This window comes from Pseudomonas sp. LBUM1664 (assembly GCF_059695895.1).
Map to the genome: position 1 here is coordinate 5,664,456 of NZ_CP166791.1, position 23,113 is coordinate 5,687,568.

Genomic DNA, 23,113 nt, shown 5'->3' on the forward strand with positions numbered 1-23,113 from the left:
ACCTCTACAATCGCGCCCGCCTTTCGAACTACGAACACAATTCCCTGTGGGAGCGAGCAGGCTCGCTCCCACAATGGGATTGTGTTTCAACCTAATAACTTGAGTGCACGCATGACCTCGCTGACCCTCTCCCACCTCGCCTGGACACCTCTGGGCCATGGCCACTGCCATCACCAGTTCCAGCTGCGTGACGTCACGTTGCAGGTGGCGGCCGGGGAGTTCGTCGGGTTGATCGGGCCCAACGGCAGTGGCAAGACCAGCCTGCTGCGCTGCGCCTATCGGTTCAGCCAGCCGGAAAGCGGCGAGGTGAAACTCGAGCACCACAACGTTTGGAAACAGTCCTCGCGCTGGTGTGCCCAGCGCATCGCCGTGGTGTTGCAGGAGTTTCCCGACGCCTTCGGCCTGACGGTCGAAGAGGTGGTCGCCATGGGCCGCACGCCCCACAAAGGCCTGTTCGACGGCGATAACCAGGAGGATCGGCGCCTGGTCATCCAGGCACTGGAATCGGCGGGGCTTGAAGGTTTTGGCGACCATGCCTTCGCCACGCTGTCGGGCGGTGAAAAACAACGGGTGATCCTGGCCCGCGCCCTGGCCCAGCAGCCGCAGTTGCTGATCCTCGACGAGCCGACCAATCACCTCGACCCGCACTATCAACTGCAATTGCTGCAACTGATCAAAGGCCTGGGTATCGGCACCCTGGCCAGCATCCATGACCTGAACCTGGCCGCCGCGTTCTGTGACCGGCTGTACGTGATCGAACACGGACATATCGTCGCCAGCGGCACGCCCAAGGACGTCCTCACCGCAGGGCTGTTGCGTGACGTGTTCGGCGTCGAAGCGCTGGTGGACGAACACCCTTTGTCCGGCTACCCACGAATCACCTGGATAACCCAACCATGAATCTGCGTCACCTGCTGTGTCTCCCTCTGCTGCTGGGCAGTGCTCATGCCCTGGCCGAGGCCACCCGCTACCCGTTGACAATCCAGAGCTGTAACCGCCAGGTCGTGTTCAACGAGGCCCCCCGGCACGCCGTCAGCCATGACATCAACATGACCCAGATGATGCTCGCCCTGGGCCTCAAGTCACGCATGGTGGGCTACAGCGGCATCAGTGGCTGGAAGTCGGTGACGCCCCAGATGGAGAAAATCCTCGATGGCCTGCCAGAACTGGCCGCCAAATACCCGTCGGTGGAAACCCTGCTCAATGCCAACGTGGATTTCTTCTTCGCCGGTTGGGACTACGGCATGCGGGTGGGCGGCGACCTGACGCCACAGACCCTGCAACCGCTGGGCATCAACGTGTACGAATTGACCGAGTCCTGCGCGTTCGTGATGAAACGTCCCGCCGCCTCGCTGGAAGACACCTACAACGACCTGCGCAATCTCGGGAAGATTTTCGACGTCCAGGACCGCGCCAACGACCTGATCGCCACGATGCAGGCTCAGGTGGCCGAAGTCCGCAAGCACTTGCCTGCCCAGCAGCCACGGGTGTTCCTGTACGACAGCGGCGAAGACCGCGCCATGACCTCCGGCCGCCTGGGCATGCCCCAGGCCCTGATCGACGCGGCCGGCGGGCGCAACATCCTCGATGACGTGGAGGCCAGCTGGACCCGGGTGAACTGGGAGAACGTGGTCGAACGCAACCCCCAAGTGATCGTGATTGTCGACTACGGCGAAGTCACCGCCGAGCAAAAGCAGCAATTTCTGCTGAACAACCCGGCCCTGCAATCGGTGGATGCGATCAAGCATCGGCGCTTCATCGTGATCCCCTACGTCCAGGCCACGCCGGGCATCGATAACGTGTTGGCGGTACAAACCCTGGCGAAGGGTTTTCACACCCCATGAACGATCGTCGCTATGGCGCTCTGCTGATGCTGCTCGGCGCACTGATGCTGGTGTCCTGCGTGGTGTCCCTGGGCTTCGGTCCGGCGCGGGTGCCGGTGGCTGTGGTCTGGGACATTCTGCTGAACAAGGCTTTCGGTGTGGGTAACGTCTATTGGACGCCCGGCCAGGAACACATCGTGTGGCTGATTCGCGTACCGCGCTTGCTGCTCGGTGCCTTGGTGGGCGCGGGGCTGGCGTTGATCGGTGCGGTGCTGCAAGCGGTGACTCGCAACCCGCTGGCCGATCCGCACCTGCTGGGTGTCACGTCCGGCGCGACCCTGGGGGCGGTCATCGTGGTGTTGCATGTCGGCGAAATCATCGGCCTGCTGACCCTGCCCCTCGCCGCGTTCATCGGCGCGCTGCTGAGCATGCTGTTGGTGCTGGCCATCGCCAGCCGCCAGGGTCGCCTGGAAAGCGATCGTCTGTTGCTGTGCGGCGTGGCGGTGTCATTTGTGATGATGGCGGCGGCTAATTTGCTGCTGTTTTTGGGTGATCATCGCGCCAGTTCCGCAGTGATGTTCTGGATGCTCGGTGGCCTGGGCCTGGCGCGCTGGGAACTGCTGGCAGTACCGGCCGCCAGTGTGTTGCTGGGATTGGTGTTGCTGCTGGGCATGGCCCGCCCGCTGAATGCGCTGATGGCGGGCGAGCAAACCGCCGTGACCCTGGGCCTGAACGCGCCGAAGGTGCGGCTGTGGGTCTTTTTGATCGCGTCGCTGATGACCGGCGTGCTGGTGTCCATCAGTGGCTCCATCGGTTTTGTCGGGCTGATGGTGCCGCACATTGCCAGGCGCCTGGTGGGCGCCGAGCATCGTCGGTTGCTGCCGGCCTGCGTGCTGCTGGGCAGCCTGTTCCTGGTGTGGGTGGACGTGGCCGCCCGGACCTTGATCGCACCGGAGGACCTGCCGATTGGCGTCGCCACTGCCGCCATTGGCGGATTGTTCTTCATCGGCCTGATGCGCCGCCGCTGAACGTCCCCCTTTCCCCTGACTTGCAAAATAACCTGTGGGAGCAAGCCTGCGCTCCAAAGTGGCGCATCTCTTCGCACCAACCCCCATGACGCGGTCGCTCATGGTGCATCGTCGTTTATCCCCTGTGCGCCAACCCCGTATTTACGGGACTTTTCCCAACCGGGCACACCCCTTGCAAAAGCGCCTTCAGCGTCCGCATCTACCTTCGAAAAAAACTCATAAATCCACGGAGATCGCACCATGAAGCGTCGTAGCTTGATCAAGGCTTTTACACTCACGGCAAGCATTGCCGCGATGGGCATGACCTGGACCGTCCAGGCAGCCGAGACCATCAAGGTCGGTATCCTGCATTCGCTGTCCGGCACCATGGCGATCTCCGAAACGTCCCTCAAGGACATGGCGCTGATGACCATCGACGAGATCAACGCCAAGGGTGGGGTGAACGGCAAGAAGCTTGAAGCAGTGGTCGTGGACCCGGCGTCGAACTGGCCGCTGTTCGCGGAAAAAGGCCGCCAGTTGCTGACCCAGGACAAGGTCGCGGTGGTGTTCGGCTGCTGGACTTCGGTGTCGCGCAAATCCGTGTTGCCGGTGTTCGAAGAACTCAACGGCCTGTTGTTCTACCCAGTGCAATACGAAGGCGAAGAGATGTCGCCAAACGTGTTCTACACCGGCGCAGCGCCGAACCAACAGGCGATCCCAGCGGTGGAATACCTGATGAGCGAAGAAGGCGGCAGCGCCAAACGCTACTTCCTGCTGGGCACCGACTACGTCTACCCGCGCACCACCAACAAAATCCTGCGCTCGTTCCTGCACTCCAAAGGCGTAGCGGACAAGGACATCGAAGAGGTCTACACCCCGTTCGGCCACAGCGACTACCAGACCATCGTGGCCAACATCAAAAAATTCTCGGCCGGCGGCAAGACTGCGGTCATCTCCACGGTCAACGGCGACTCCAACGTGCCGTTCTATAAAGAACTGGCGAACCAGGGCCTGAAGGCCACCGACGTACCGGTCGTGGCATTCTCGGTGGGTGAAGAAGAACTGCGTGGCATCGACACCAAACCGCTGGTGGGCAACCTGGCGGCGTGGAACTACTTCGAATCCATCGATAACCCGGTGAACAAGAAATTCGTGGACGACTGGAAAGCCTACGCCAAGGCCAAGAACCTGCCAGGCGCCGATAAAGCGGTGACCAACGACCCGATGGAAGCCACCTACGTGGGTATCCACATGTGGGCGCAAGCGGTTGAAAAAGCCAAGTCCACCGACGTCGACAAAGTCCGCGAAGCCCTGGCCGGCCAGACCTTCGCTGCACCGTCGGGCTACACCCTGACCATGGACAAGACCAACCACCACCTGCACAAGCCGGTGATGATCGGCGAGATCCAGGCCGACGGTCAGTTCAACGTGGTCTGGCAGACCGAAGGTCCGATCCGCGCCCAGCCGTGGAGCCCGTTCATCGCCGGCAACGACAAGAAGCCTGACTATGCGGTGAAGAGCAACTGAGCCCATGGGTGTCGGTCCCGGATCCCAGGACCGACACACAACCTTGTGGGAGCGAGCCTGCTCGCGATTGCGGTGGGTCAGCCAGAAAAGATGTGACTGACATACCGCAATCGCGAGCAGGCTCGCTCCCACATAGAAGTTTGCGCAAGGCCAACAATATGCCCACTGCCCTTTACCGCCTCATCCTCGCCATCGCGCTGTTATTGCCGATGGCCGCCCACGCCGGCGACGCCGAAGACTTCGTCGCCGCCAACCCGACCCAGCAGGCCAAACTCCTGGAAGCCTGGGCCGCGCAGCCTGAGCCTGAACGTGTCGAACTGATCAACGCCTTGCAGCAAGGCCAACTGACCGTCGATGGCCAGCCCAAGACCCTGCGCCTGAACAACCGCTTGCGCGGGCTGATCGAAACCGCCCTGGCCAGCCATCAACTGCTCGCCACCGATGCCCGCCTGCGCCTGGGCGCCGCACAGCAACTGCAAAAAAGCGCGCGTGCGGCCCAACTGGCTTTTCTTGACCGGCAACTGGCCGGCGAGCAGGACGAAGACGTGCATGCCGCCCTGAGCCTGGCCCTGGCCAACCTGCAACTGGTGGACGCCAACCCGTCCGTGCGCCTGGCCGCCGTCCGGCTGCTGGGGGAAACCGGCGATCCGCTGGCCCGCACGCGCCTCGAAGGTTTGCTCGAACCTGGCGTCGAAGCCGATGCCACGGTGCGCACCGCCGCCGAAACCAGCCTCGCTCAGGTCAAGCGCAAGCTTCTGGTCGGCGAACTGCTGGGCCAGGCCTTCAGCGGCATGTCCCTGGGCTCGATCCTGCTGCTGGCCGCCCTCGGCCTGGCAATCACGTTCGGCCTGCTGGGGGTGATCAACATGGCCCACGGCGAGATGCTCATGCTCGGCGCCTATTCCACTTATGTGGTGCAGATGCTGTTCCAGCGCTTCGCCCCGAACGCCATCGAGTTCTATCCACTGATCGCCCTGCCGGTGGCGTTTTTCATCACCGCCGCCATCGGCATGGCCCTGGAGCGCACGGTGATTCGCCACCTCTATGGGCGTCCGCTGGAAACCCTGCTCGCCACCTGGGGCATCAGCCTGATGCTGATCCAACTGGTGCGCCTGGTGTTCGGCGCACAGAACGTCGAGGTCGCCAACCCGGGCTGGCTGTCAGGCGGGATCCAGGTGTTGCCCAACCTCGTGCTGCCGTACAACCGCATCGTGATCATCGCTTTTGCGCTGTTCGTGGTGGTGCTCACCTGGCTGCTGCTGAACAGAACCCGCCTGGGCCTGAACGTGCGTGCCGTGACCCAGAACCGCAACATGGCCGCCTGCTGCGGCGTGCCCACTGGTCGCGTAGACATGCTCGCCTTCGGCCTCGGCTCGGGCATCGCCGGGCTGGGTGGCGTGGCGCTGAGCCAGATCGGCAACGTCGGTCCGGACCTGGGCCAGAGCTACATCATCGACTCGTTCCTGGTGGTGGTGCTCGGCGGGGTCGGCCAATTGGCCGGCAGCGTATTCGCTGCATTCGGGCTGGGCATCGCCAACAAGATTCTCGAACCGCAGATCGGCGCCGTGCTCGGCAAGATCCTGATCCTGGCGTTGATCATTCTGTTCATCCAGAAGCGTCCGCAAGGCCTCTTCGCGCTCAAAGGACGGGTAATCGACTGATGAACCAGCCCCTGATGCTCACGGCCACGCAAAAGGCCGGCCCCAAAGTCACCCTCGCCATCGGCGCGGTGATCCTGGCAGTGCTGCTGAGCCTGCCGCTGCTGTCGCTGTTGTCGGCGGACAACCCGCTGCACGTCTCCGCTTATACCCTGACGCTGGTGGGCAAGATTCTTTGCTACGCCATCGTCGCCCTCGCGCTGGACCTGGTATGGGGTTACGCAGGCCTGCTGTCTCTGGGCCACGGCCTGTTCTTCGCCCTGGGCGGCTACGCCATGGGCATGTACCTGATGCGCCAGGCCTCCGGTGATGAGTTGCCGGCGTTCATGACCTTTTTGTCGTGGACCGAATTGCCCTGGTACTGGGCCGGCACCAGCAGCTTCCTCTGGGCCATGTGCCTGGTGGTGCTGGCGCCGGGTTTACTCGCGCTGGTGTTCGGCTTCTTCGCCTTTCGCTCGCGGATCAAGGGCGTGTATTTCTCGATCATGACCCAGGCCCTGACGTTCGCCGGGATGCTGCTGTTTTTCCGTAACGAAACCGGGTTTGGTGGCAACAACGGCTTCACCAATTTCCGCTCGATCCTGGGGTTTGGCATCACCGAGCCCAGCACCCGGGCGGTGCTGTTCCTGGCCACCGTGCTGTTGCTGGTGACAAGCCTGTTCATCGGCTGGCGCCTGGCCCGCAGCAAATTCGGTCGGGTGCTGACCGCACTGCGAGACGCAGAGAATCGCCTGATGTTCTGCGGCTACGATCCCCGGGGGTTCAAGCTGTTCGTCTGGGTATTGAGTGCGGTCCTCTGCGGCCTGGCCGGTGCGCTGTATGTGCCACAGGTGGGCATCATCAACCCCAGCGAAATGTCGCCGACCAACTCCATCGAAGCCGCTGTGTGGGTGGCGCTCGGCGGGCGCGGCACGCTGATCGGCCCGCTGCTGGGCGCTGGCGTGGTCAATGGCATGAAAAGCTGGTTCACCGTGGCGTTTCCCGAGTACTGGCTGTTCTTCCTCGGCGCGCTGTTCATCGTGGTGACCTTGTACCTACCTAAGGGCGTGATCGGGTTGCTGAAGAAAAGGGGCGAATCATGAGAATCACTCCAACGGCCGAATTCATGCTCGAACCCATCCTTGACCCCCCTGTCGATGCCAATCGGGACCAAGGCAGCAGCCGCGACGCCATCGGCCTCGGCCAGGCAGCCGGCATTGGCCTGAACACCCGTCACGGCACCATCCTGACCCTGGAAGACATCAGCGTCAGCTTCGACGGCTTCAAGGCCTTGAACGATCTGAACCTGTACATCGGCGTCGGCGAATTGCGCTGCATCATCGGCCCCAACGGCGCGGGCAAGACCACGCTGATGGACGTGATCACCGGCAAAACCCGTCCCAGCCACGGCAAGGCCTGGTTCGGCGAAACCCTGGACCTGACGAGCATGAGCGAAGTGCAGATTGCCCAGGCCGGCATCGGTCGCAAGTTCCAGAAGCCCACGGTGTTCGAAGCCCTGAGCGTGTTCGAGAACCTGGAGCTGGCGCTCAAAACTGACAAATCGGTGTGGGCCAGCCTGCGGGCGAAACTGACCGGCGAGCAGCATGATCGTATCAGCGAAGTGCTGGAGACCATCCGCCTCAGTGCCTCGGTCAATCGCGCCGCCGGGTTGCTGTCCCACGGGCAAAAGCAGTTCCTGGAGATCGGCATGCTGTTGGTGCAGGACCCGCAACTGCTGCTGCTCGACGAACCGGTGGCGGGCATGACCGACGCCGAAACCGACTTCACCGCCGAGCTGTTCAAATCCCTGGCGGGCAAGCATTCACTGATGGTGGTGGAACACGACATGGGCTTCGTCGGCGCGATTGCCGACCACGTCACCGTGCTGCACCAGGGCAGCGTGCTGGCCGAAGGGTCGCTGGAACAGGTGCAGGAAAACGAGCGGGTGATCGAGGTGTACCTCGGTCGATAGGCCTGTGAACACATTCCCTTGTGGGAGCGGGCCTGTGGGAGCAAAGCTTGCTCCCACAGAAAGCTATTACTCCCACAGGGGACTTGAGGGGAATTTAAGACATGCTGCAAGTCGACAAGCTGCACCAGTACTACGGCGGTAGCCACATCCTGCGGGGCCTGTCGTTCGACGTGAAGGTCGGCGAGGTGACGTGCCTGCTGGGTCGCAACGGCGTGGGCAAGACCACCCTGCTCAAATGCCTGATGGGCCTGCTGCCGGCCAAGGAAGGCGCGGTGAATTGGGAAGGCAAACCGATCACCACCTTCAAACCGCATCAGCGGGTCCATGCCGGCATTGCCTACGTGCCCCAGGGCCGGGAGATTTTCGGGCGGCTGACGGTGGAAGAAAATCTGCTGATGGGCCTGTCGCGTTTTCCCGGCTCCGAGGCCAAAGAGGTGCCGGCGTTTATCTACGAATTGTTCCCGGTGCTGCTGCAAATGAAACAGCGTCGGGGCGGTGACTTGTCCGGCGGCCAGCAACAGCAGCTCGCCATTGGCCGGGCCTTGGCCAGCCGCCCGCGCCTGCTGATTCTCGACGAGCCCACCGAGGGCATCCAGCCTTCGGTGATCAAGGAGATCGGCGTGGTCATCAAGAAACTCGCGGCCCGGGGCGACATGGCAATTTTGCTGGTGGAGCAGTTCTACGACTTCGCCGCCGAACTGGCCGATCAATACCTGGTGATGTCCCGGGGCGAGATCGTGCAGCAGGGGCGCGGAGAAAATATGGAAGCCGAGGGTGTGCGCGGGCTGGTTACGATCTAGTCTGTAGCGTCCTGACGATAATCAGAAATCATGAACCTACCTGTCTCTTTACTGGCGCCTTCGGCCCTGTTCACCCCCAGCTGGCATGCCGAGTTGGAACTGGGTTACGCCCGATTCGGCGACTGCACCCGCCCGGTACAGCGTCGCCATAAAGGTCCGCTGCGGGTGCAAAAGCATCTGTACGCCGAAGGCCCCGAGGTGTGCCAGCACATCATCGTCCACCCGCCCGGCGGGATTGCCGGCGGTGACCGGCTGGACATCTCGGCCCACGTCGGCACTGGCGCCTGGGCGCAGCTGACCAGCCCCGGCGCGGCCAAGTGGTATCGCGCCGCCGGCCCGGCGTACCAGCAACTGAGCCTGAGTGTGGCCGCCGGTGCGACGCTGGAATGGCTGCCCCAGGAGACCATCGTCTTCAGCGCGGCCCAGGCTGAACTCAGCACCTCCATCGAACTGCAGGGCGACGGACGTTTGTTCTACTGGGACATGGTTGCCCTTGGCCGACCGGCCAGCGGCGAGCGGTTTGACCTTGGGCATTTTCAGGCGCGGCTGGACATTCGCCGCGACGGGCAGTTGCTGTGGCATGAGCGCCAGCGCATTGTGGGCGGTGATGGATTGCTCGACTCGCCAATCGGGTTGGGTGGCGATCCGGTTTTTGCCACGTTGCTGGTGACAGGGGATATCGATAGCGCGTTGCTGGAGCAATGCCGCTCCCTGGGCCATGACGTACGCGGCGACCTGACCCAATTGCCCGGGCTGGTTGTAGCCCGCTGCCTGGCGAAAGAGGCATTGCTGGCGCGGGGGTGGTTGATTGCATTGTGGCGGCTTTTGCGCCCGGCATTGCTCGGAAGAGAGGCCGTACCACCGAGAATCTGGAGCACATGAATTTGCTTTTCTGTGGGAGCAATGGTGTGGAAGCAATGACTTTGCTCCCACAGGCTCGATCCCACAGGGATTCGTGCTTTGAGTTTGAATTATTTATCTGCCCTTATGGACTGCACATGGACCTGACCCCACGCGAAAAAGACAAGTTGCTGATCTTCACCGCCGGCCTCGTCGCCGAGCGGCGCTTGGCTCGCGGCTTGAAGCTCAACTACCCGGAAGCCATGGCCTATATTTCCGCGGCCCTGCTCGAAGGCGCCCGCGACGGCCAGACCGTGGCCGAGCTGATGCACTTTGGCACCACCTTGCTGACCCGCGAGCAGGTGATGGAAGGCATCCCGGAGATGATCCCGGAGATCCAGGTCGAGGCGACCTTTCCCGACGGCACCAAACTGGTCACCGTCCACCAGCCCATCGCCTGAGGCCGTGTCATGACCTACCACATTCGTGATGCCCAGCCTGTGGACTTGCCGGCGATCCGCGACATCTACAACGATGCGGTGCTCCATACCACGGCGATCTGGAACGAACAGACCGTGGACCTGGGTAACCGCCAGGCCTGGTTCAGCGCCCGGCAAGCCCAAGGCTATCCGGTGCTGGTGATCGTCGATGGCGAGGAGAACGTGTTCGGCTACGCCTCGTTCGGCGACTGGCGGCCTTTCGACGGCTACGGGTACACCGTGGAGCATTCGGTGTATGTGCGCAGCGACCAGCGCGGCAATGGCCTCGGTCCACTGTTGATGACGGCGCTGGTCGAGCGCGCCAGGGCCTGCGGCAAACACATCATGGTCGCGGCCATCGAAAGCGGCAACGCGGCTTCGATTCGTTTACATGAACGGGCCGGTTTCACCACCACGGGGCAAATGCCCCAAGTGGGTACTAAATTCGGCCGTTGGCTGGACCTGACCTTCATGCAGTTGAGCCTCAACCCCGGGGCGCTACCGCCTGCCTTCAACAAGGAGTGAAACCGATGAACGCCGCCCAATTGCGTCGAGTCCACGCTGAAAGCTTTGCGCATTATCGCCAGGGCCTGATCGATCTGTTGCTCGACGCCGTCGGGTATGGCGCCAGTGTGGGGTTCATGGCCGACCTCGATGCCGTCCAGGCCCGTGCGTACTTTGACGAGGTCCAGGCCAGCCTTAACCAGGGCAGCCTGCTGCTGTGGGTGGTGGTCAAGGACGAGCAGGTGCAGGCCAGCGTCCAGCTTGCCCTGTGCCAGAAACCCAACGGGCTCAACCGCGCCGAAGTGCAGAAGCTGCTCGTGCGGGGTGAGGCCCGCCGCCGAGGCCTGGGCCAGCAATTGATGAGCGCCCTGGAACTCGGCGCCCACCAGCACAAGCGCGGCCTGCTGTACCTCGACACCGAGGCCGGCTCCGAGGCCGAGGCGTTCTACCGCGCCATGGGCTACACCCGCGTCGGTGAACTGCCCGACTACTGCCAGAGCCCCGACGGGACATACACCCCGACCACCATTTACTACAAGACTTTGGGGCAACCGCAATGATTCCAGGCCAATACCAGGTCCAGCCCGGCGACATCGAGATCAACGCCGGCCGCCGCACCCTGACGCTGAACGTCGCCAACAGCGGCGACCGGCCGATCCAGGTCGGCTCGCATTATCACTTTTTCGAAACCAACGACGCCCTGACCTTCGACCGCGCCGCCAGCCGCGGCATGCGCCTGAACATCCCGGCCGGCACCGCCGTGCGCTTCGAGCCGGGCCAGAGTCGCGAGGTGGAACTGGTGGACTTGGCCGGCCATCGCCGGGTGTTCGGGTTTGCCGGGCGCATCATGGGCGACCTGGATTAAAGATCAAAAGATCGCAGCCTTCGGCAGCTCTACAGAGGAAGGCGTACGCCCCGTAGGCGCTGCCGAAGGCTGCGATAGCGAGTAATGCAAGCGGTCCAACATCCAATTGAATCCCAAGGCGAACACATGAAAATCTCCCGCCAAGCCTACGCCGACATGTTCGGCCCCACCGTCGGTGACAAGGTCCGTCTGGCCGACACCGAGTTGTGGATCGAAGTGGAAAAGGACTGCACCACCTACGGCGAAGAAGTGAAATTCGGCGGCGGCAAAGTGATTCGCGACGGCATGGGCCAGAGTCAGCTATTGGCCGCCGAGGTCGTGGACACCGTGATCACCAACGCGCTGATCATCGATCACTGGGGCATCGTCAAGGCCGATGTCGGCCTCAAGGACGGGCGCATCGCGGCCATTGGCAAGGCGGGCAACCCGGACATCCAACCCGACGTAACCATCGCCATCGGCGCCAGCACCGAAGTGATTGCTGGCGAAGGCATGATCCTCACCGCCGGCGGTATCGATACCCACATCCACTTCATCTGCCCACAGCAGATCGAAGAAGCGCTGATGAGCGGCGTGACCACCATGATTGGCGGCGGCACGGGCCCGGCCACCGGGACCAACGCCACCACCTGCACCTCCGGCCCTTGGCACCTGGCGCGCATGCTCCAGGCCGCCGATGCCTTCCCGATGAACTTAGGCTTCACCGGCAAGGGCAACGCCAGCCTGCCAGAGCCGCTGGTCGAGCAGGTCAAGGCCGGCGCCATCGGCTTGAAGCTGCACGAAGACTGGGGCACCACGCCGGCGGCCATCGACAACTGCCTGAGCGTGGCCGACCAGTACGACGTGCAGGTGGCGATCCACACCGACACCCTCAACGAGTCCGGCTTTGTGGAAACCACCCTGGCCGCGTTCAAGGGCCGCACCATTCACACCTACCACACCGAAGGCGCTGGCGGCGGTCACGCACCGGACATCATCAAGGCCTGCGGTTTCCCCAACGTGTTGCCCAGCTCCACCAACCCGACCCGACCGTTCACCCGCAACACGATCGACGAACACCTGGACATGCTGATGGTCTGCCATCACCTGGACCCGAGCATCGCCGAAGACGTGGCCTTCGCCGAAAGCCGCATCCGTCGTGAAACCATCGCTGCCGAAGACATTCTCCATGACCTCGGTGCGTTCTCGATGATCAGCTCCGACAGCCAGGCCATGGGCCGCGTCGGCGAAGTCATCACCCGCACCTGGCAGACCGCCGACAAAATGAAGAAACAGCGCGGCGCCCTGCCCGGTGACGGCGAAGGCAACGACAACTTCCGCATCAAGCGCTACATCGCCAAATACACCATCAACCCGGCGATCACCCATGGCATCAGCCATGAAGTGGGGTCCATCGAAGTGGGCAAGTGGGCCGACCTGGTGTTGTGGCGTCCGGCGTTCTTCGGCGTCAAGCCGACCCTGATCCTCAAGGGCGGGGCGATTGCCGCCAGCCTGATGGGCGACGCCAATGCCTCGATTCCGACGCCGCAACCGGTGCACTACCGGCCGATGTTTGCAAGCTACGGTGGCTCGCGGCACGCCACCAGCCTGACCTTCATCAGCCAGGCGGCCGCCGAGGCGGGGCTACCGGAACAGCTTGGGCTAAAGAAGAAAATCGCCGTGGTCAAAGGCTGCCGCGACGTGCAGAAAACCGACCTGATCCACAACGATTACCTGCCGAGCATCGACGTCGATCCGCAGACTTACCAAGTCAAGGCCGACGGCGTGTTGCTCTGGTGCGAACCGGCCGACGTGCTGCCGATGGCGCAGCGGTATTTTCTGTTTTGAATGGAGTAAGGACCTGAGAGCAAGACTTGTGGGAGCAAAGCTTGCTCGCGATACAGGCGCCTCAACTCTTTGGAACCGAGTTGAATTCATCGCGGGCAAGCCTTGCTCCCACAGGTTGGCGCTTGCTCATTGACCGCTTTTCACTCCACCAACCGCCCCAACCGCTGCTTGAGCATGCGGTTTTCGTTGCGCAGGTGCTGCACCTCTTCCAACAGGTCCAGCGCCAGGGCGACGCCTTCCCATCCCAGCTCCAACTCGCGTCGCAGCTTGGCGGCGCGCCGGGCCAGGACCAGTTCGTAATCGGTGAAACGCCAATCCGCCGGGGCCGCGCCGTGGGGTTCGAGGATGCCATGCGCGATGATTTCGATCACATGGACATCGGCCAACGCAGCGGCCTCGCAAAACTCCATCAGGTTCAGTTCAATGATCGGGTTGTCCATGGTCTGCTTCTCCCAATGCTTACAGGCTCGGTGCGAATAGCCTAGCCGTCAAAAGTTCTCCCGCGGGTCGAACGCGGCTTTCTTCGCCAACTCCTCCCACAGCGCCTTGACCTCCTCGTCGCAGGTCTTAGGCATCACAGCCTTGAGCTGCACGAACAGGTAACCGCGCTCACTCGCCTTGTTGCGCAGGCCGTGGCCCTTGGCGCGCATGCGCTGGCCGTTCTGGCTGCCGGCCGGGACCTTGAGGTTGATCTTGCCGGTGAGGGTCGGTACCGCCACTTCAGCGCCCAGCGCCAGTTCCCACGGTGCCAGGGGCAAGGTGATGATCAGGTCCTGGCCTTCGACATCGAACTTGGGGTGCGGCGCGAAACGAATGGTCAGGTACAAATCGCCATTGGCGCCACCACCGACGCCGGGCGCACCCTGGCCCTTGAGGCGGATGCGTTCGCCGTCGGTCACGCCCAGCGGAATTTTCACGTTCAGGCTTTTGCTGGTGTTGCTCACGTGCTGGCCGGCGGGGTTGTATTGCGGCACCTGGAAGCTGACCTTCTTCGAGTCGTCCGACAGGGTTTCTTCCAGGAAGATCGGTAATTCCATTTCCACGTCTTGCCCTCGACGGCCGGTGCTGCGACCTGATTGTCCGCCACCGAAACCCGGCCCGCGATTACCGAAAATCGAACTGAAGAAGTCCGAGAAATCCCCGGTGTCCTGACCGCCAAAACCACCACGGCTCTGCCAGCCCGGCGGGCCTTGGAACGGCTGGCCATGTTGGCCGTACCGACGCAGGTCGTCATATTCGGCGCGTTTGTCGGCGCTTTTCAGCGCTTCATAGGCCTCGGAGACGTCCTTGAACTTGGTCTCGGCGTCCTTTTCCTTGCTCACATCCGGGTGGTATTTGCGCGCCAGTTTGCGGTAGGCGGCCTTGATCGTGCTGTCGTCCGCGGTCGGCTCCACACCCAGAATCTTGTAATAGTCTTTGAAGTCCATCTAAGTATCACCACCGTTATCGATATCGCACCGCCACCCGCAGCATGCTCGTGGTACAAGTCCTGGGGTTTGACCGATCTCAAGGTTTGTGACCGGGCGGTGCATCAGAAGTTTATCGGCAGCTGGCGGCGGTTCTTGTACCCGACCTGTGGCTGCCAGACCCATGCCAGCAAGTTTGGGGGTAAAAGGGCATCTTTCAAGACCAGAGTTTGCGAATTAGCAGATAACCGGCCTTCGAATCCGGGCCGCACTGACATACACTGCGCGGCCGTTTTTTCAACTGGAACCCGAAAGAATGAAAAACGCATCCCCGGCCCGTGCCTGCGGTATCGACTTTGGCACGTCCAACTCCACTGTCGGCTGGCTGCGCCCCGGCATGGAAACGCTGATCGCGCTGGAGGACGACAAGATTACCCTGCCCTCGGTGGTCTTTTTCAATTTCGAGGAGCGTCGCCCGGTGTACGGCCGCCTAGCGCTGCACGAGTATCTGGAAGGTTATGAAGGCCGGCTGATGCGCTCGCTCAAGAGCCTGCTGGGCTCCAAGCTGATCAAGCACGACACCAGCGTGTTGGGCACGGCCATGCCATTCAAGGACCTGCTGGGGCTGTTCATCGGTCAGCTGAAACAGCGCGCCGAGGCCACCGCCGGTCGGGAATTCGAAGAAGTGGTACTGGGTCGTCCGGTGTTTTTCGTCGATGACGACGAACTGGCCGACCAGGAAGCCGAAAACACGTTGGTGGATGTGGCCCGCGCCATCGGTTTCAAGGAAGTGTCATTCCAGTACGAACCCATCGCAGCGGCATTCGATTATGAATCGACCATCGAGAAAGAAGAGCTGGTACTGATCGTCGACATCGGCGGCGGGACCTCGGACTTCTCCCTGGTGCGCCTGTCGCCCGAACGCCGCACCCACGATAACCGTCACGCCGACATCCTCGCCACCGGCGGCGTGCACATCGGCGGGACCGATTTCGATAAACAACTCTCGCTGGCCGGCCTGATGCCGTTGTTCGGTTACGGCAGCCGCATGAAAAGCGGCGCCTACATGCCCACCAGCCACCACATGAACCTGGCGACCTGGCACACCATCAACGCGGTGTACTCGCAGAAATCCACCCTGGCCCTGGGCAGCATGCGCTACGACATCGAAGACACCGGCGGCATCGACCGGCTGTTCAAGTTGATCGAACAGCGCGCCGGGCATTGGCTGGCAATGGAAGTGGAAGAAACCAAGATCCACCTGACCCAGACTGACCACCGCCATGTGGCCCTGGACCGGATCGAGCCAGGCCTGAGCGTGGACCTGAGCCGGGGGTTATTCGAAACCTCCATCGACGGTTTGCTGGAGCGGGTTCGCGGCAGCGTCACGCAATTGCTTAACGATGCCAACGTACGCGTCGATCAGGTCGATACGGTGTTCTTTACCGGCGGCTCCAGCGGTATCCCGGCGCTGCGCAACAGCGTTTCGGCCATGTTGCCCCTGGCGCGGCATGTGGAAGGCAACATCTTCGGCAGCATCGGCAGCGGGTTGGCGATTGAGGCGATGAAGCGCTACGGCACCCAGGTCTGATCCGTCGCGAGCAGGCTCGCTCCCACAATAGACCGAGTTCCTTCAGACGGAATGCCGATCAATGTGGGAGCGAGCCTGCTCGCGATGGCGTCAGAACAGACAACACATCCCTTGAGTCAAACCATCCCCACCTGCTTCAACTCACTCTTCAAATACGCATAATAAATCGGCCCCGCCACCACTCCCGGCAGGCCGAACGCGGCTTCGAACACCAGCATCGCCAGGAGCAACTCCCAGGACTTGGCGCTGATCTGTCCGCCGACGATGCGGGCGTTGAGGAAGTATTCGAGCTTGTGGATCACGATCAAGTAACCCAGCGCCGCCACCGCCACCCAGATCGACAGCGACAGGCCGACGATGGTGATCAGCGTATTGGAGATGAGGTTGCCGATGACCGGCAGCAGCCCCAGCAGGAAGGTCATCACGATCAGGGTCTTGGTCAGCGGTAGTTTTATACCGAACAGCGGCAGCACCACCGCCAGGAAGATCCCGGTGAAGAAGGTGTTGAGCAGGGAAATCTTGATCTGGGCGAAGACAATGTTGCGGAACGCCTTGACCAGCAGGTTCAGGCGATCGAACAGCGCGGCGGCCAGGGGTTTGCGCTTGGTCAGGTCGGGGATGCGCTGCAAGGCGATGATTGCCCCCAGCACCATGCCGATCAGCAGCGTCACGAACATGTGGGCCGCATCCTTGCCCACCAGTTGCAGGTCGCTCAGGTGCTTGCTTATCCAGTCACCAATCGCCACCCGGAACTCGGCTGCGCTGGCCGGCAGGTAGGCGTCGATGAACGGCGGCAACTGCCCGCGGGCGCGGTCGACCACCACCATGAATTTGTCCAGAGAGGCGCCGGGGTTTTCCGCTTCATGCAGCAGAAAACTGAAGGCCCCGGCGAAAATCAATGTCAGCACACTGACCACCAGCGTGCCCAGCAACGCCACCGCCAGCCAGCGAGCTCGCCGGCCTTCGATCAGCCGTTGCAACTGCGGGGTGAGCATATTGACCAGTTCGAACACCAACAACCCGGCCAGCAGGCTCGGTAGCAGGCGCAGCGGCAGAACCAGCAGCAGCCCACCAAAAATGATCACCCAACTGATCACCAACAATACATGACGCTGAGAAAACGTTGGCATACAGCCTCAGAACGAAACGGCGTGAAAGGATTGGCAGTCTGCCAGCCTTCCACCAACAGCACTAGAGATTGTATTGGTCGACCTTGGTCGGAGTTCTTGTAGTGCCTGCGCCCCGCCCCCATCGCGAGCAAGCTCGCTCCCTCAGGCGTTTTCATTGCTGGGCCCATTGTGCAAGCGAGCCTGCTCGCGATGAGGCCTTCACAGGCTCAAGAAAATCCCAGCAGTTATTTTTTCTTCAGGCAATCACTCATGAAAGCCTTGCGGGCATCGCCTTTCAGCGCCTGGGTGGTGGCCGTGGCGTTGCAGGTTTTCATGCGTTCCTGCGGCGTACTCGGGGCAGCGACGGCCGGGGTAGCCGGAGTGGCCTTGAGGCAGTTGCTCATGAAGGCTTTGCGCTCGTCGCCCTTGAGAGCCTTGGCGGAGGCGTCGGCGTTGCAAGTGGTCATCTTGGTCTGTTGAGCCGTGGCGGCGAAGCCCTGGGAACACAGCAACAAACCGATCATCAACAAGGGCACGCGCAACATCTTCATAGTATTTCTCCTGATTGCCGTCCGATGGGGACGGCGATGGGTTGCAGTGTAGACAAAGCCCGTTACACCTTCATCTGCTTGATTCTCTGTGCCTGGTCCTACCGATTTCGCGAGCAGGCTCGCTCCCACAGTTGACCGCATTCCTTCTGCAGAACCTCGGTCGCATGTGGGAGCGAGCCTGCTCGCGATGAACGAGAACGCGGACCGACTGGCTACACCCCCGAAGCCTTCAACCGCGCCGCATGCTCGACGAACAACCGGATCGGCTCGGCGCCCCGGCCCACCAGCCCCAGCGACTGGTTGACGATGTCGAAGTGGTCCAGCGGATAGTCATCGCCGATCACCGTACCCAGGTGCGAGCTGTAGCGCCCGACCATACCGTCGCACTGCCCTGCCTCGCGCACAAAGGTGCGGGCGAACAGCCGGCAGCTGCGGTTGGTGCCGTCGAACAGGTTGCGTCCCTTATCGGTCTTGCCCGGCTGCAACGTCCCCGACCAGGAGTAATAGCGCACGCCGTTGACCTCTTCCGGTCCATGCCCGCCCCAGGTTTCAGGCAGGCCCTGTGGATAACGTTGGTTGAACAGCGCCACGCCCGTCGTAGTAAGCGAGTTGTGGGAAGCATGGATATCCACCGGCAGCTTCGGCCCGCGATAGCCGGTTTCCAGCAGACTCATCAGGGCGCCGATCAGCCGCAACAAAGCGCTGAGCAAGCGGCCCTTGGCGCTGTCGGCCGGGTAATGGATTTGCAGGTAATCAGCCAGCTCCGAGCCGTGGTTGGTGCCAGCCACCGAGGTCACCGATGCCACCAGATCCGGGCGTTTGGCCGCCGCGTAGCGGGCAGTGAGGGCGCCTTGGCTGTGGCCGATCAGGTTGACCTTCTGCGCACCGGTTTGCCGCAGAATTTCCTCGATACGCGCGAGCAATTGCTCACCGCGCACCTCGGACGAATTGAGCGGCGATACCTGGACGGCAATCACCACCGCCCCACCCCGACGCAGCGCCGAAACGATCCCATACCAGTACGGATACAACACCAGACGAATGAACCCGAGCATTCCCGGAACCAGCACCAGCGGGTAGCGAGTGGCACACTGTTGCGACATAACGACATCCTGTGATCAATAGGTGGTCAGCATCGGTATCGATGATGACCAGTCTATGACACTCGCGTCACTTCAGCCCGCCCCCGCCACAATCCACGCCATCAGAACGTCCGCGCCAACGCCAGCAAGCGCTGCTCGGCCTCGGCGCAGGACAGCGCAAAGCTGCGCTCGGCCGACTCTTCGCCTTCGGCGGCCACCACTGTCACATCGGTGATGCCGATAAAACCCAAGACCGTTCGCAGCAGTGTATCGGCATGGTTCATCCCCTCCAACTGCCCACCGGGCCCGAAACCGAAATCGCCACGGCTGGTCACGATCAAGGCCTTCTTGCCCAGCACCAACGGCTCGTATTGCGACACGCCGTTGTCCAGGCTGTGGTTGAACGTCAGCCCGATGCGCACGATCTGGTCGATCCAGGCCTTTACGCCGCTGGGTACGCTGAAGTTGTGCATGGGCGCGGAGATCACCAGCCGCTCGTGGGCCAGCAGTTGCGCCACCAACGCGTCGCTCAGCGCCAGATCCGCCTGCATGATCAAGGGTCGAGCCTGGGGTTCGGGGTAGAACGCTGCCGCGATGAAGGCTTCGTTGACGGGAGCAATCATGGCCCTTCCGACTTCGCGGCGGGTCAGCTGGTTTTGCGGATGGACGGATTGCCAAGCCGATAAAAACGTTTCTGCCAAGCGCCGGGAATGAGAGCGCTCACCACGGGGACTGCCATGCACTACAAGAATACTGCTCATCTGAATCTCCTTTTTTGCGACTAGAATTAACACCGCCTGTGCCTTTGAGCTTGGAGCGCATCGCTGCTTTCATTCAAATGAGCGCTAGTTCATCTGGATGAATTTATTTCATCCATTTGGATTCTGGAGGTTACAGATGTTCGCCAACCTGCCCCTCAACGCCCTGCGTGCTTTCGAGTCCGCCGCGCGGCTGCTCAGTTTCAAGGCAGCGGCCCAAGAACTGTCCGTGACGCCCACCGCGATCTCCCATCAGATTCGCACCCTGGAAACCTGGCTGGGCATGCCGCTGTTCGAGCGCCTGCCGCGCCAGGTGCGGCTCACCGAGGGCGGCCAACGCTTGTTCCACAGCCTGCACGGGGCCTTGCTGGAGGTGGCGCAAAGCGTCGACACCTTGCGCCCGCAACGCAGCGGCAACCACCTGACGATCTCTACCACCGCGGCGTTTGCCGCCCTCTGGCTGGTGCCGCGCCTGGGCCGGTTCTATGCACGCCACCCGAACATCAACGTGCGTCTGGACACCCATTGCGAAGTGATTGACCTGCACCAGGACGCCAGCGTCGACCTGGTGGTGCGTTACAGCCTGGACACCTACCCGAACCTGTACGGCCTGTGTCTGTTCGATGAAAGCTTCGGCGTGTATGGCTCGCCCGAACAGGTGGTCCTGGCGGCCCGGCAAGCGCCGACGTTGATCAGTGTGCGCTGGCATAACACCAAGCTGTATGCCCACGGCTGGGATGCCTGGTGCGCCCAGGCCGGGGAAACCTGGATGGCCCGGCAGCCCTGCGTACGCGAGTACGACGAGGAACACTACGCCCTGCAAGCAGCGATCGCCGGGCAAGGCCTGGTGCTGGCGAGCAATATCCTGGTCTCGGAAAGCGTTGCCAGCGGTTTGCTGGCGGGTTATCGCCCGCAGATCCAGGTCAACGGCGCCGGCTACAGCGCCCTGTGCGTACCGGGCCGCGAACGTCATCCGCCGGTGCGGGCGTTCTTCCAGTGGTTGCGCGAAGAGGTGCGGCAGTGCGCATCACTCCTGACACCGTCGCCGTTGTAGGAGCTGCCGAAGGCTGCGATTTTTTGATCTTGATCTGTGGGCGCTCGCTCGCGACTCAATTGTCCGGGGAAAGATCGCGGATTTGTAATACCGCCATCGCGAGCCTGCTCGCGATAGGGTCGGTAGCCTCACCGCAAAGTCTGGCTACCGGGTCGGCTTGACCGTCACCGGTGCCTTGCCAGCCCTCATCTGCTCCAGCAGCGGCGCGCACTGGTTCGGCTCGCCACCGCTGGGAGCAACCAGGGCCAGCAACCCTGCCGCCGGCGCGGCGATCAGACCCAGCGCCACCATCCCGGCACCGCGCAGCATCAGCGGCACGGCCTTGACGCCGGCGGCGGGCTTGGCGAACGTGCCCCGCACGTACAACGGCGAGCGCAGGGAAATCAGCCGCCAGCCCTTGGACTCCGGGGTGACCGTCAGGTCCAGTTTTTCGGTGGCCATGTTCGCCGTGCCGTCGACGTAGATGATTGCGCTCTCGGTGTCGAACACGAACAGTCGGGTGGTTGCCAGGCCGGTCTTGATGCCGAAGTCCGCTGCCGCGCAGTTGATCTTCACTTCCTTGTCGCCAAAGATTTTCCCCACCACGTAGTTGCCGACGTTCAGCCCCGCCAGCTCCATCAGCTCGCGACTGATGGCACCATCGTTGATGAGCATTTTCAGCGTGCCGTTGGAGGTGCCCAGCAACGCCGCCACCGAATTGCCGCGCCCGGCGATATCGGCATCGCCGTTCAGTTCACCGAAGCTGGTTTTCATCGGCTCGAAACCGGGAAACAGTTGCTTGAGCTTGAAACCCCGCGCCGTCAACTTCGCCCGGCCTTCAAGAGGCTGGGTGTGGCCGTTGAGGCGGATCTGCGCATCGAGCCGGCCACCGGCCACGCCGAAGCGCAGGGGTTCGAGGCTGAGCTGACCGTCGTTGAGCACCAGATGAGTGTAAAGGTCGGTGAACGGCAGCTGTTCACTGTGGACGATGCGTTTGCCAGTGAACTCCACGTCGGCGTCCATCACGCCCCAGCGCTCGGTGCGAAATTCCTCCACAGGCAACACTTTGTCGGAGGGCTGTTTGCTGGCGCCACCTCGGGCCTTTTGCTCGGTGTTGGAGTCAGCGCCGATCAACGGCGCCAGGTCGCTGAACAACAGTTGGTTGGAAACCAGCGCGCCACTGAGTTTCGGTCGGGGCTGGCTGGCGACGTAGGCCAGGTTGCCGTGGATATCGCTGTCGCCAATCTTGCCGTTGAAGTCCTCATAGCGAAACAGCGCTCCGTCCGGCTCGTGGAGCTTGGCGATCAGGCGGCCATCGGTGGCATAGGGCGGTGAATCCGGCAGGGTCACGCCGGTCAGTGGATAAAGATTGGCCAGGCTGCTGCCAGCCAGCTTCAAGCGCAGGTCGAGGGCGCCGAGGTTCATCGGATCGGTGAGGGTGCCGGCCAGTTCGACGCGGGTATCGGCGATCTTCGCCTGGGCCTGCAATGGAAAGGGTTTCGATGCATCCTGCAGCGCCAGCAGACCGCCAACCTTGCCAGAGCCGGTAAGGTTTTGCCCGTGATACTGCCCGGTGACCTTGAAGGCGAACACATAGTCCTGGAGAGCCACACCCTGGTCCCGGACTTTTTTTGCGGCCTTTTCACCGACGATATCGCTGAACGGGATGGGTTTGCCCAATAGGTCGATCAGCAGATCGAGCCGGGTTTTCAGGGTCTGGTCATCTAGCGTGACGTGGCCTTTGTCGAAGCCAATGGCGCCGATGTCCACGACCCAACTGGATGGCTCGGCATCCGGGTCTTTCGGGTCGAACTGGAACGTCCAGTTGGCACGCCCGTCAGCCAAGCGTTGCAGGTTGGCGTTGGGCTCGGTCAGGTCGATACGGGGAATCGCCACTCGCCGGGCCAGCAAGGCCAGGGGGGAAACACGCAACTCGACGCGCTTGAGCGTGACCATTTGCGGGGTTTTCGACCAGTGCGGGTTACCCAGGCTCAAGTCTTCGGCCACCACATGCGGCCACGGTACCCAGGCCCGCCAGCCACCTTCCTCTGGCTCGCGTTGCCAGACCACCGCCAGGTTGCCATTGATGGCGAACGGCCGATGCAACTCCTCGGAAACCTTGCTGTTGAGCGTAGGTTTGATCCGGTTCCAATCGAAGAAGGCGATGATGAGCACCAGCACGGCCAGCAGGACAACAAGGCTGGCAAAGCTCCAGGCAAGGATTTTTGAGGTGCGCGTCATGCACAAGGCTCCTGATGACAAGTCAGCGTCCGAACCGCGACGCCTGGAAAACACGAGCCTG

The 23,113-nt window shown here is 62.2% G+C and carries 23 protein-coding genes; 16 read left to right on the forward strand and 7 right to left on the reverse strand.

The genetic code is table 11. The features are described from left to right. Positions 1-111 precede the first annotated feature (111 nt). From ACA047_RS26380 to ureC, 14 genes are all read left to right on the forward strand, one after another. A complete protein-coding gene (locus tag ACA047_RS26380) occupies positions 112-900 on the forward strand; it encodes an ABC transporter ATP-binding protein (RefSeq protein ID WP_497354431.1) in 789 nt (262 codons plus the stop codon). Then, positions 897-1,844 carry an ABC transporter substrate-binding protein gene (locus ACA047_RS26385; protein ID WP_497354433.1) on the forward strand — a complete coding sequence of 316 codons (948 nt, stop codon included), beginning with the start codon at positions 897-899 and terminating at the stop codon, positions 1,842-1,844. Before ACA047_RS26380 ends, ACA047_RS26385 begins: the two co-directional genes overlap by 4 nt. Further along, complete coding sequence (locus tag ACA047_RS26390) at positions 1,841-2,851, forward strand: FecCD family ABC transporter permease (protein WP_497354435.1); 1,011 nt, start codon at positions 1,841-1,843, stop codon at positions 2,849-2,851. Before ACA047_RS26385 ends, ACA047_RS26390 begins: the two co-directional genes overlap by 4 nt. A gap of 240 nt (positions 2,852-3,091) precedes the next feature. After that, entirely contained in the window at positions 3,092-4,357 is a 1,266-nt protein-coding gene (gene urtA / locus ACA047_RS26395; RefSeq protein WP_497354437.1) for an urea ABC transporter substrate-binding protein, read from the forward strand. A gap of 158 nt (positions 4,358-4,515) precedes the next feature. Beyond that, positions 4,516-6,018, forward strand: coding sequence for an urea ABC transporter permease subunit UrtB (gene urtB, locus ACA047_RS26400; protein WP_497354439.1), 1,503 nt, complete (start codon positions 4,516-4,518; stop codon positions 6,016-6,018). Continuing rightward, a complete protein-coding gene (gene urtC, locus ACA047_RS26405; RefSeq protein WP_497354441.1) occupies positions 6,018-7,097 on the forward strand; it encodes an urea ABC transporter permease subunit UrtC in 1,080 nt (359 codons plus the stop codon). Before urtB ends, urtC begins: the two co-directional genes overlap by 1 nt. Continuing rightward, a complete protein-coding gene (gene urtD / locus ACA047_RS26410) occupies positions 7,094-7,966 on the forward strand; it encodes an urea ABC transporter ATP-binding protein UrtD (protein ID WP_497354443.1) in 873 nt (290 codons plus the stop codon). The genes urtC and urtD overlap by 4 nt, the downstream gene beginning before the upstream one ends. Before the next feature lie 101 nt (positions 7,967-8,067). After that, a complete protein-coding gene (gene urtE, locus ACA047_RS26415; RefSeq protein ID WP_497354445.1) occupies positions 8,068-8,766 on the forward strand; it encodes an urea ABC transporter ATP-binding subunit UrtE in 699 nt (232 codons plus the stop codon). A gap of 30 nt (positions 8,767-8,796) precedes the next feature. Then, entirely contained in the window at positions 8,797-9,648 is an 852-nt protein-coding gene (locus ACA047_RS26420) for an urease accessory protein UreD (protein WP_497354447.1), read from the forward strand. Positions 9,649-9,764: 116 nt separating this feature from the next. Continuing rightward, positions 9,765-10,067: an urease subunit gamma gene (locus ACA047_RS26425; RefSeq protein WP_497354449.1), complete on the forward strand. Its 303-nt coding sequence runs from the start codon at positions 9,765-9,767 to the stop codon at positions 10,065-10,067. A gap of 9 nt (positions 10,068-10,076) precedes the next feature. Further along, positions 10,077-10,610, forward strand: coding sequence for a GNAT family N-acetyltransferase (locus tag ACA047_RS26430; RefSeq protein WP_497354451.1), 534 nt, complete (start codon positions 10,077-10,079; stop codon positions 10,608-10,610). Positions 10,611-10,615: 5 nt separating this feature from the next. Further along, the gene (locus tag ACA047_RS26435; RefSeq protein ID WP_497354453.1) at positions 10,616-11,149 is read left to right on the forward strand and encodes a GNAT family N-acetyltransferase; all 534 of its coding nucleotides are present in this window, start codon (positions 10,616-10,618) and stop codon (positions 11,147-11,149) included. After that, on the forward strand, positions 11,146-11,454 hold the full coding sequence (locus ACA047_RS26440; RefSeq protein WP_497354455.1) for an urease subunit beta: 309 nt from the start codon (positions 11,146-11,148) through the stop codon (positions 11,452-11,454). The genes ACA047_RS26435 and ACA047_RS26440 overlap by 4 nt, the downstream gene beginning before the upstream one ends. 126 nt (positions 11,455-11,580) lie before the next feature. Next, entirely contained in the window at positions 11,581-13,281 is a 1,701-nt protein-coding gene (gene ureC / locus ACA047_RS26445) for an urease subunit alpha (protein WP_497354457.1), read from the forward strand. A gap of 140 nt (positions 13,282-13,421) precedes the next feature. Here ureC and ACA047_RS26450 read toward each other — a convergent pair whose 3' ends face one another. Together ACA047_RS26450 and ACA047_RS26455 are read right to left on the reverse strand one after the other, a co-directional pair. After that, a complete protein-coding gene (locus ACA047_RS26450; RefSeq protein ID WP_497354459.1) occupies positions 13,422-13,721 on the reverse strand; it encodes a chaperone modulator CbpM in 300 nt (99 codons plus the stop codon). A gap of 48 nt (positions 13,722-13,769) precedes the next feature. Next, the gene (locus tag ACA047_RS26455; RefSeq protein ID WP_497354461.1) at positions 13,770-14,708 is read right to left on the reverse strand and encodes a DnaJ C-terminal domain-containing protein; all 939 of its coding nucleotides are present in this window, start codon (positions 14,706-14,708) and stop codon (positions 13,770-13,772) included. Positions 14,709-15,003: 295 nt separating this feature from the next. Between ACA047_RS26455 and ACA047_RS26460 the strand changes: the two genes are divergently transcribed. Beyond that, complete coding sequence (locus tag ACA047_RS26460; protein WP_497354463.1) at positions 15,004-16,278, forward strand: Hsp70 family protein; 1,275 nt, start codon at positions 15,004-15,006, stop codon at positions 16,276-16,278. Positions 16,279-16,394: 116 nt separating this feature from the next. On the opposite strand, the gene ACA047_RS26465 is transcribed toward ACA047_RS26460, so the two are convergent. From ACA047_RS26465 to ACA047_RS26480, 4 genes are all read right to left on the reverse strand, one after another. Further along, on the reverse strand, positions 16,395-17,408 hold the full coding sequence (locus tag ACA047_RS26465) for an AI-2E family transporter (RefSeq protein ID WP_497354465.1): 1,014 nt from the start codon (positions 17,406-17,408) through the stop codon (positions 16,395-16,397). A gap of 224 nt (positions 17,409-17,632) precedes the next feature. Further along, on the reverse strand, positions 17,633-17,938 hold the full coding sequence (locus ACA047_RS26470; protein ID WP_497354467.1) for a PsiF family protein: 306 nt from the start codon (positions 17,936-17,938) through the stop codon (positions 17,633-17,635). A 212-nt stretch (positions 17,939-18,150) separates the two neighbouring features. After that, positions 18,151-19,041 (reverse strand): alpha/beta fold hydrolase, encoded by an 891-nt coding sequence (locus tag ACA047_RS26475; protein ID WP_497354469.1) that lies wholly within the window; start codon positions 19,039-19,041, stop codon positions 18,151-18,153. A 101-nt stretch (positions 19,042-19,142) separates the two neighbouring features. Then, positions 19,143-19,781: an FMN-dependent NADH-azoreductase gene (locus ACA047_RS26480; RefSeq protein ID WP_497354471.1), complete on the reverse strand. Its 639-nt coding sequence runs from the start codon at positions 19,779-19,781 to the stop codon at positions 19,143-19,145. A 97-nt stretch (positions 19,782-19,878) separates the two neighbouring features. Between ACA047_RS26480 and ACA047_RS26485 the strand changes: the two genes are divergently transcribed. Then, a complete protein-coding gene (locus tag ACA047_RS26485; RefSeq protein WP_497354473.1) occupies positions 19,879-20,832 on the forward strand; it encodes a LysR substrate-binding domain-containing protein in 954 nt (317 codons plus the stop codon). Positions 20,833-20,976: 144 nt separating this feature from the next. Here ACA047_RS26485 and ACA047_RS26490 read toward each other — a convergent pair whose 3' ends face one another. Beyond that, positions 20,977-23,052, reverse strand: a complete 2,076-nt coding sequence (locus ACA047_RS26490; protein WP_497354475.1) for an AsmA family protein — start codon at positions 23,050-23,052, stop codon at positions 20,977-20,979. Positions 23,053-23,113 lie beyond the last annotated feature (61 nt).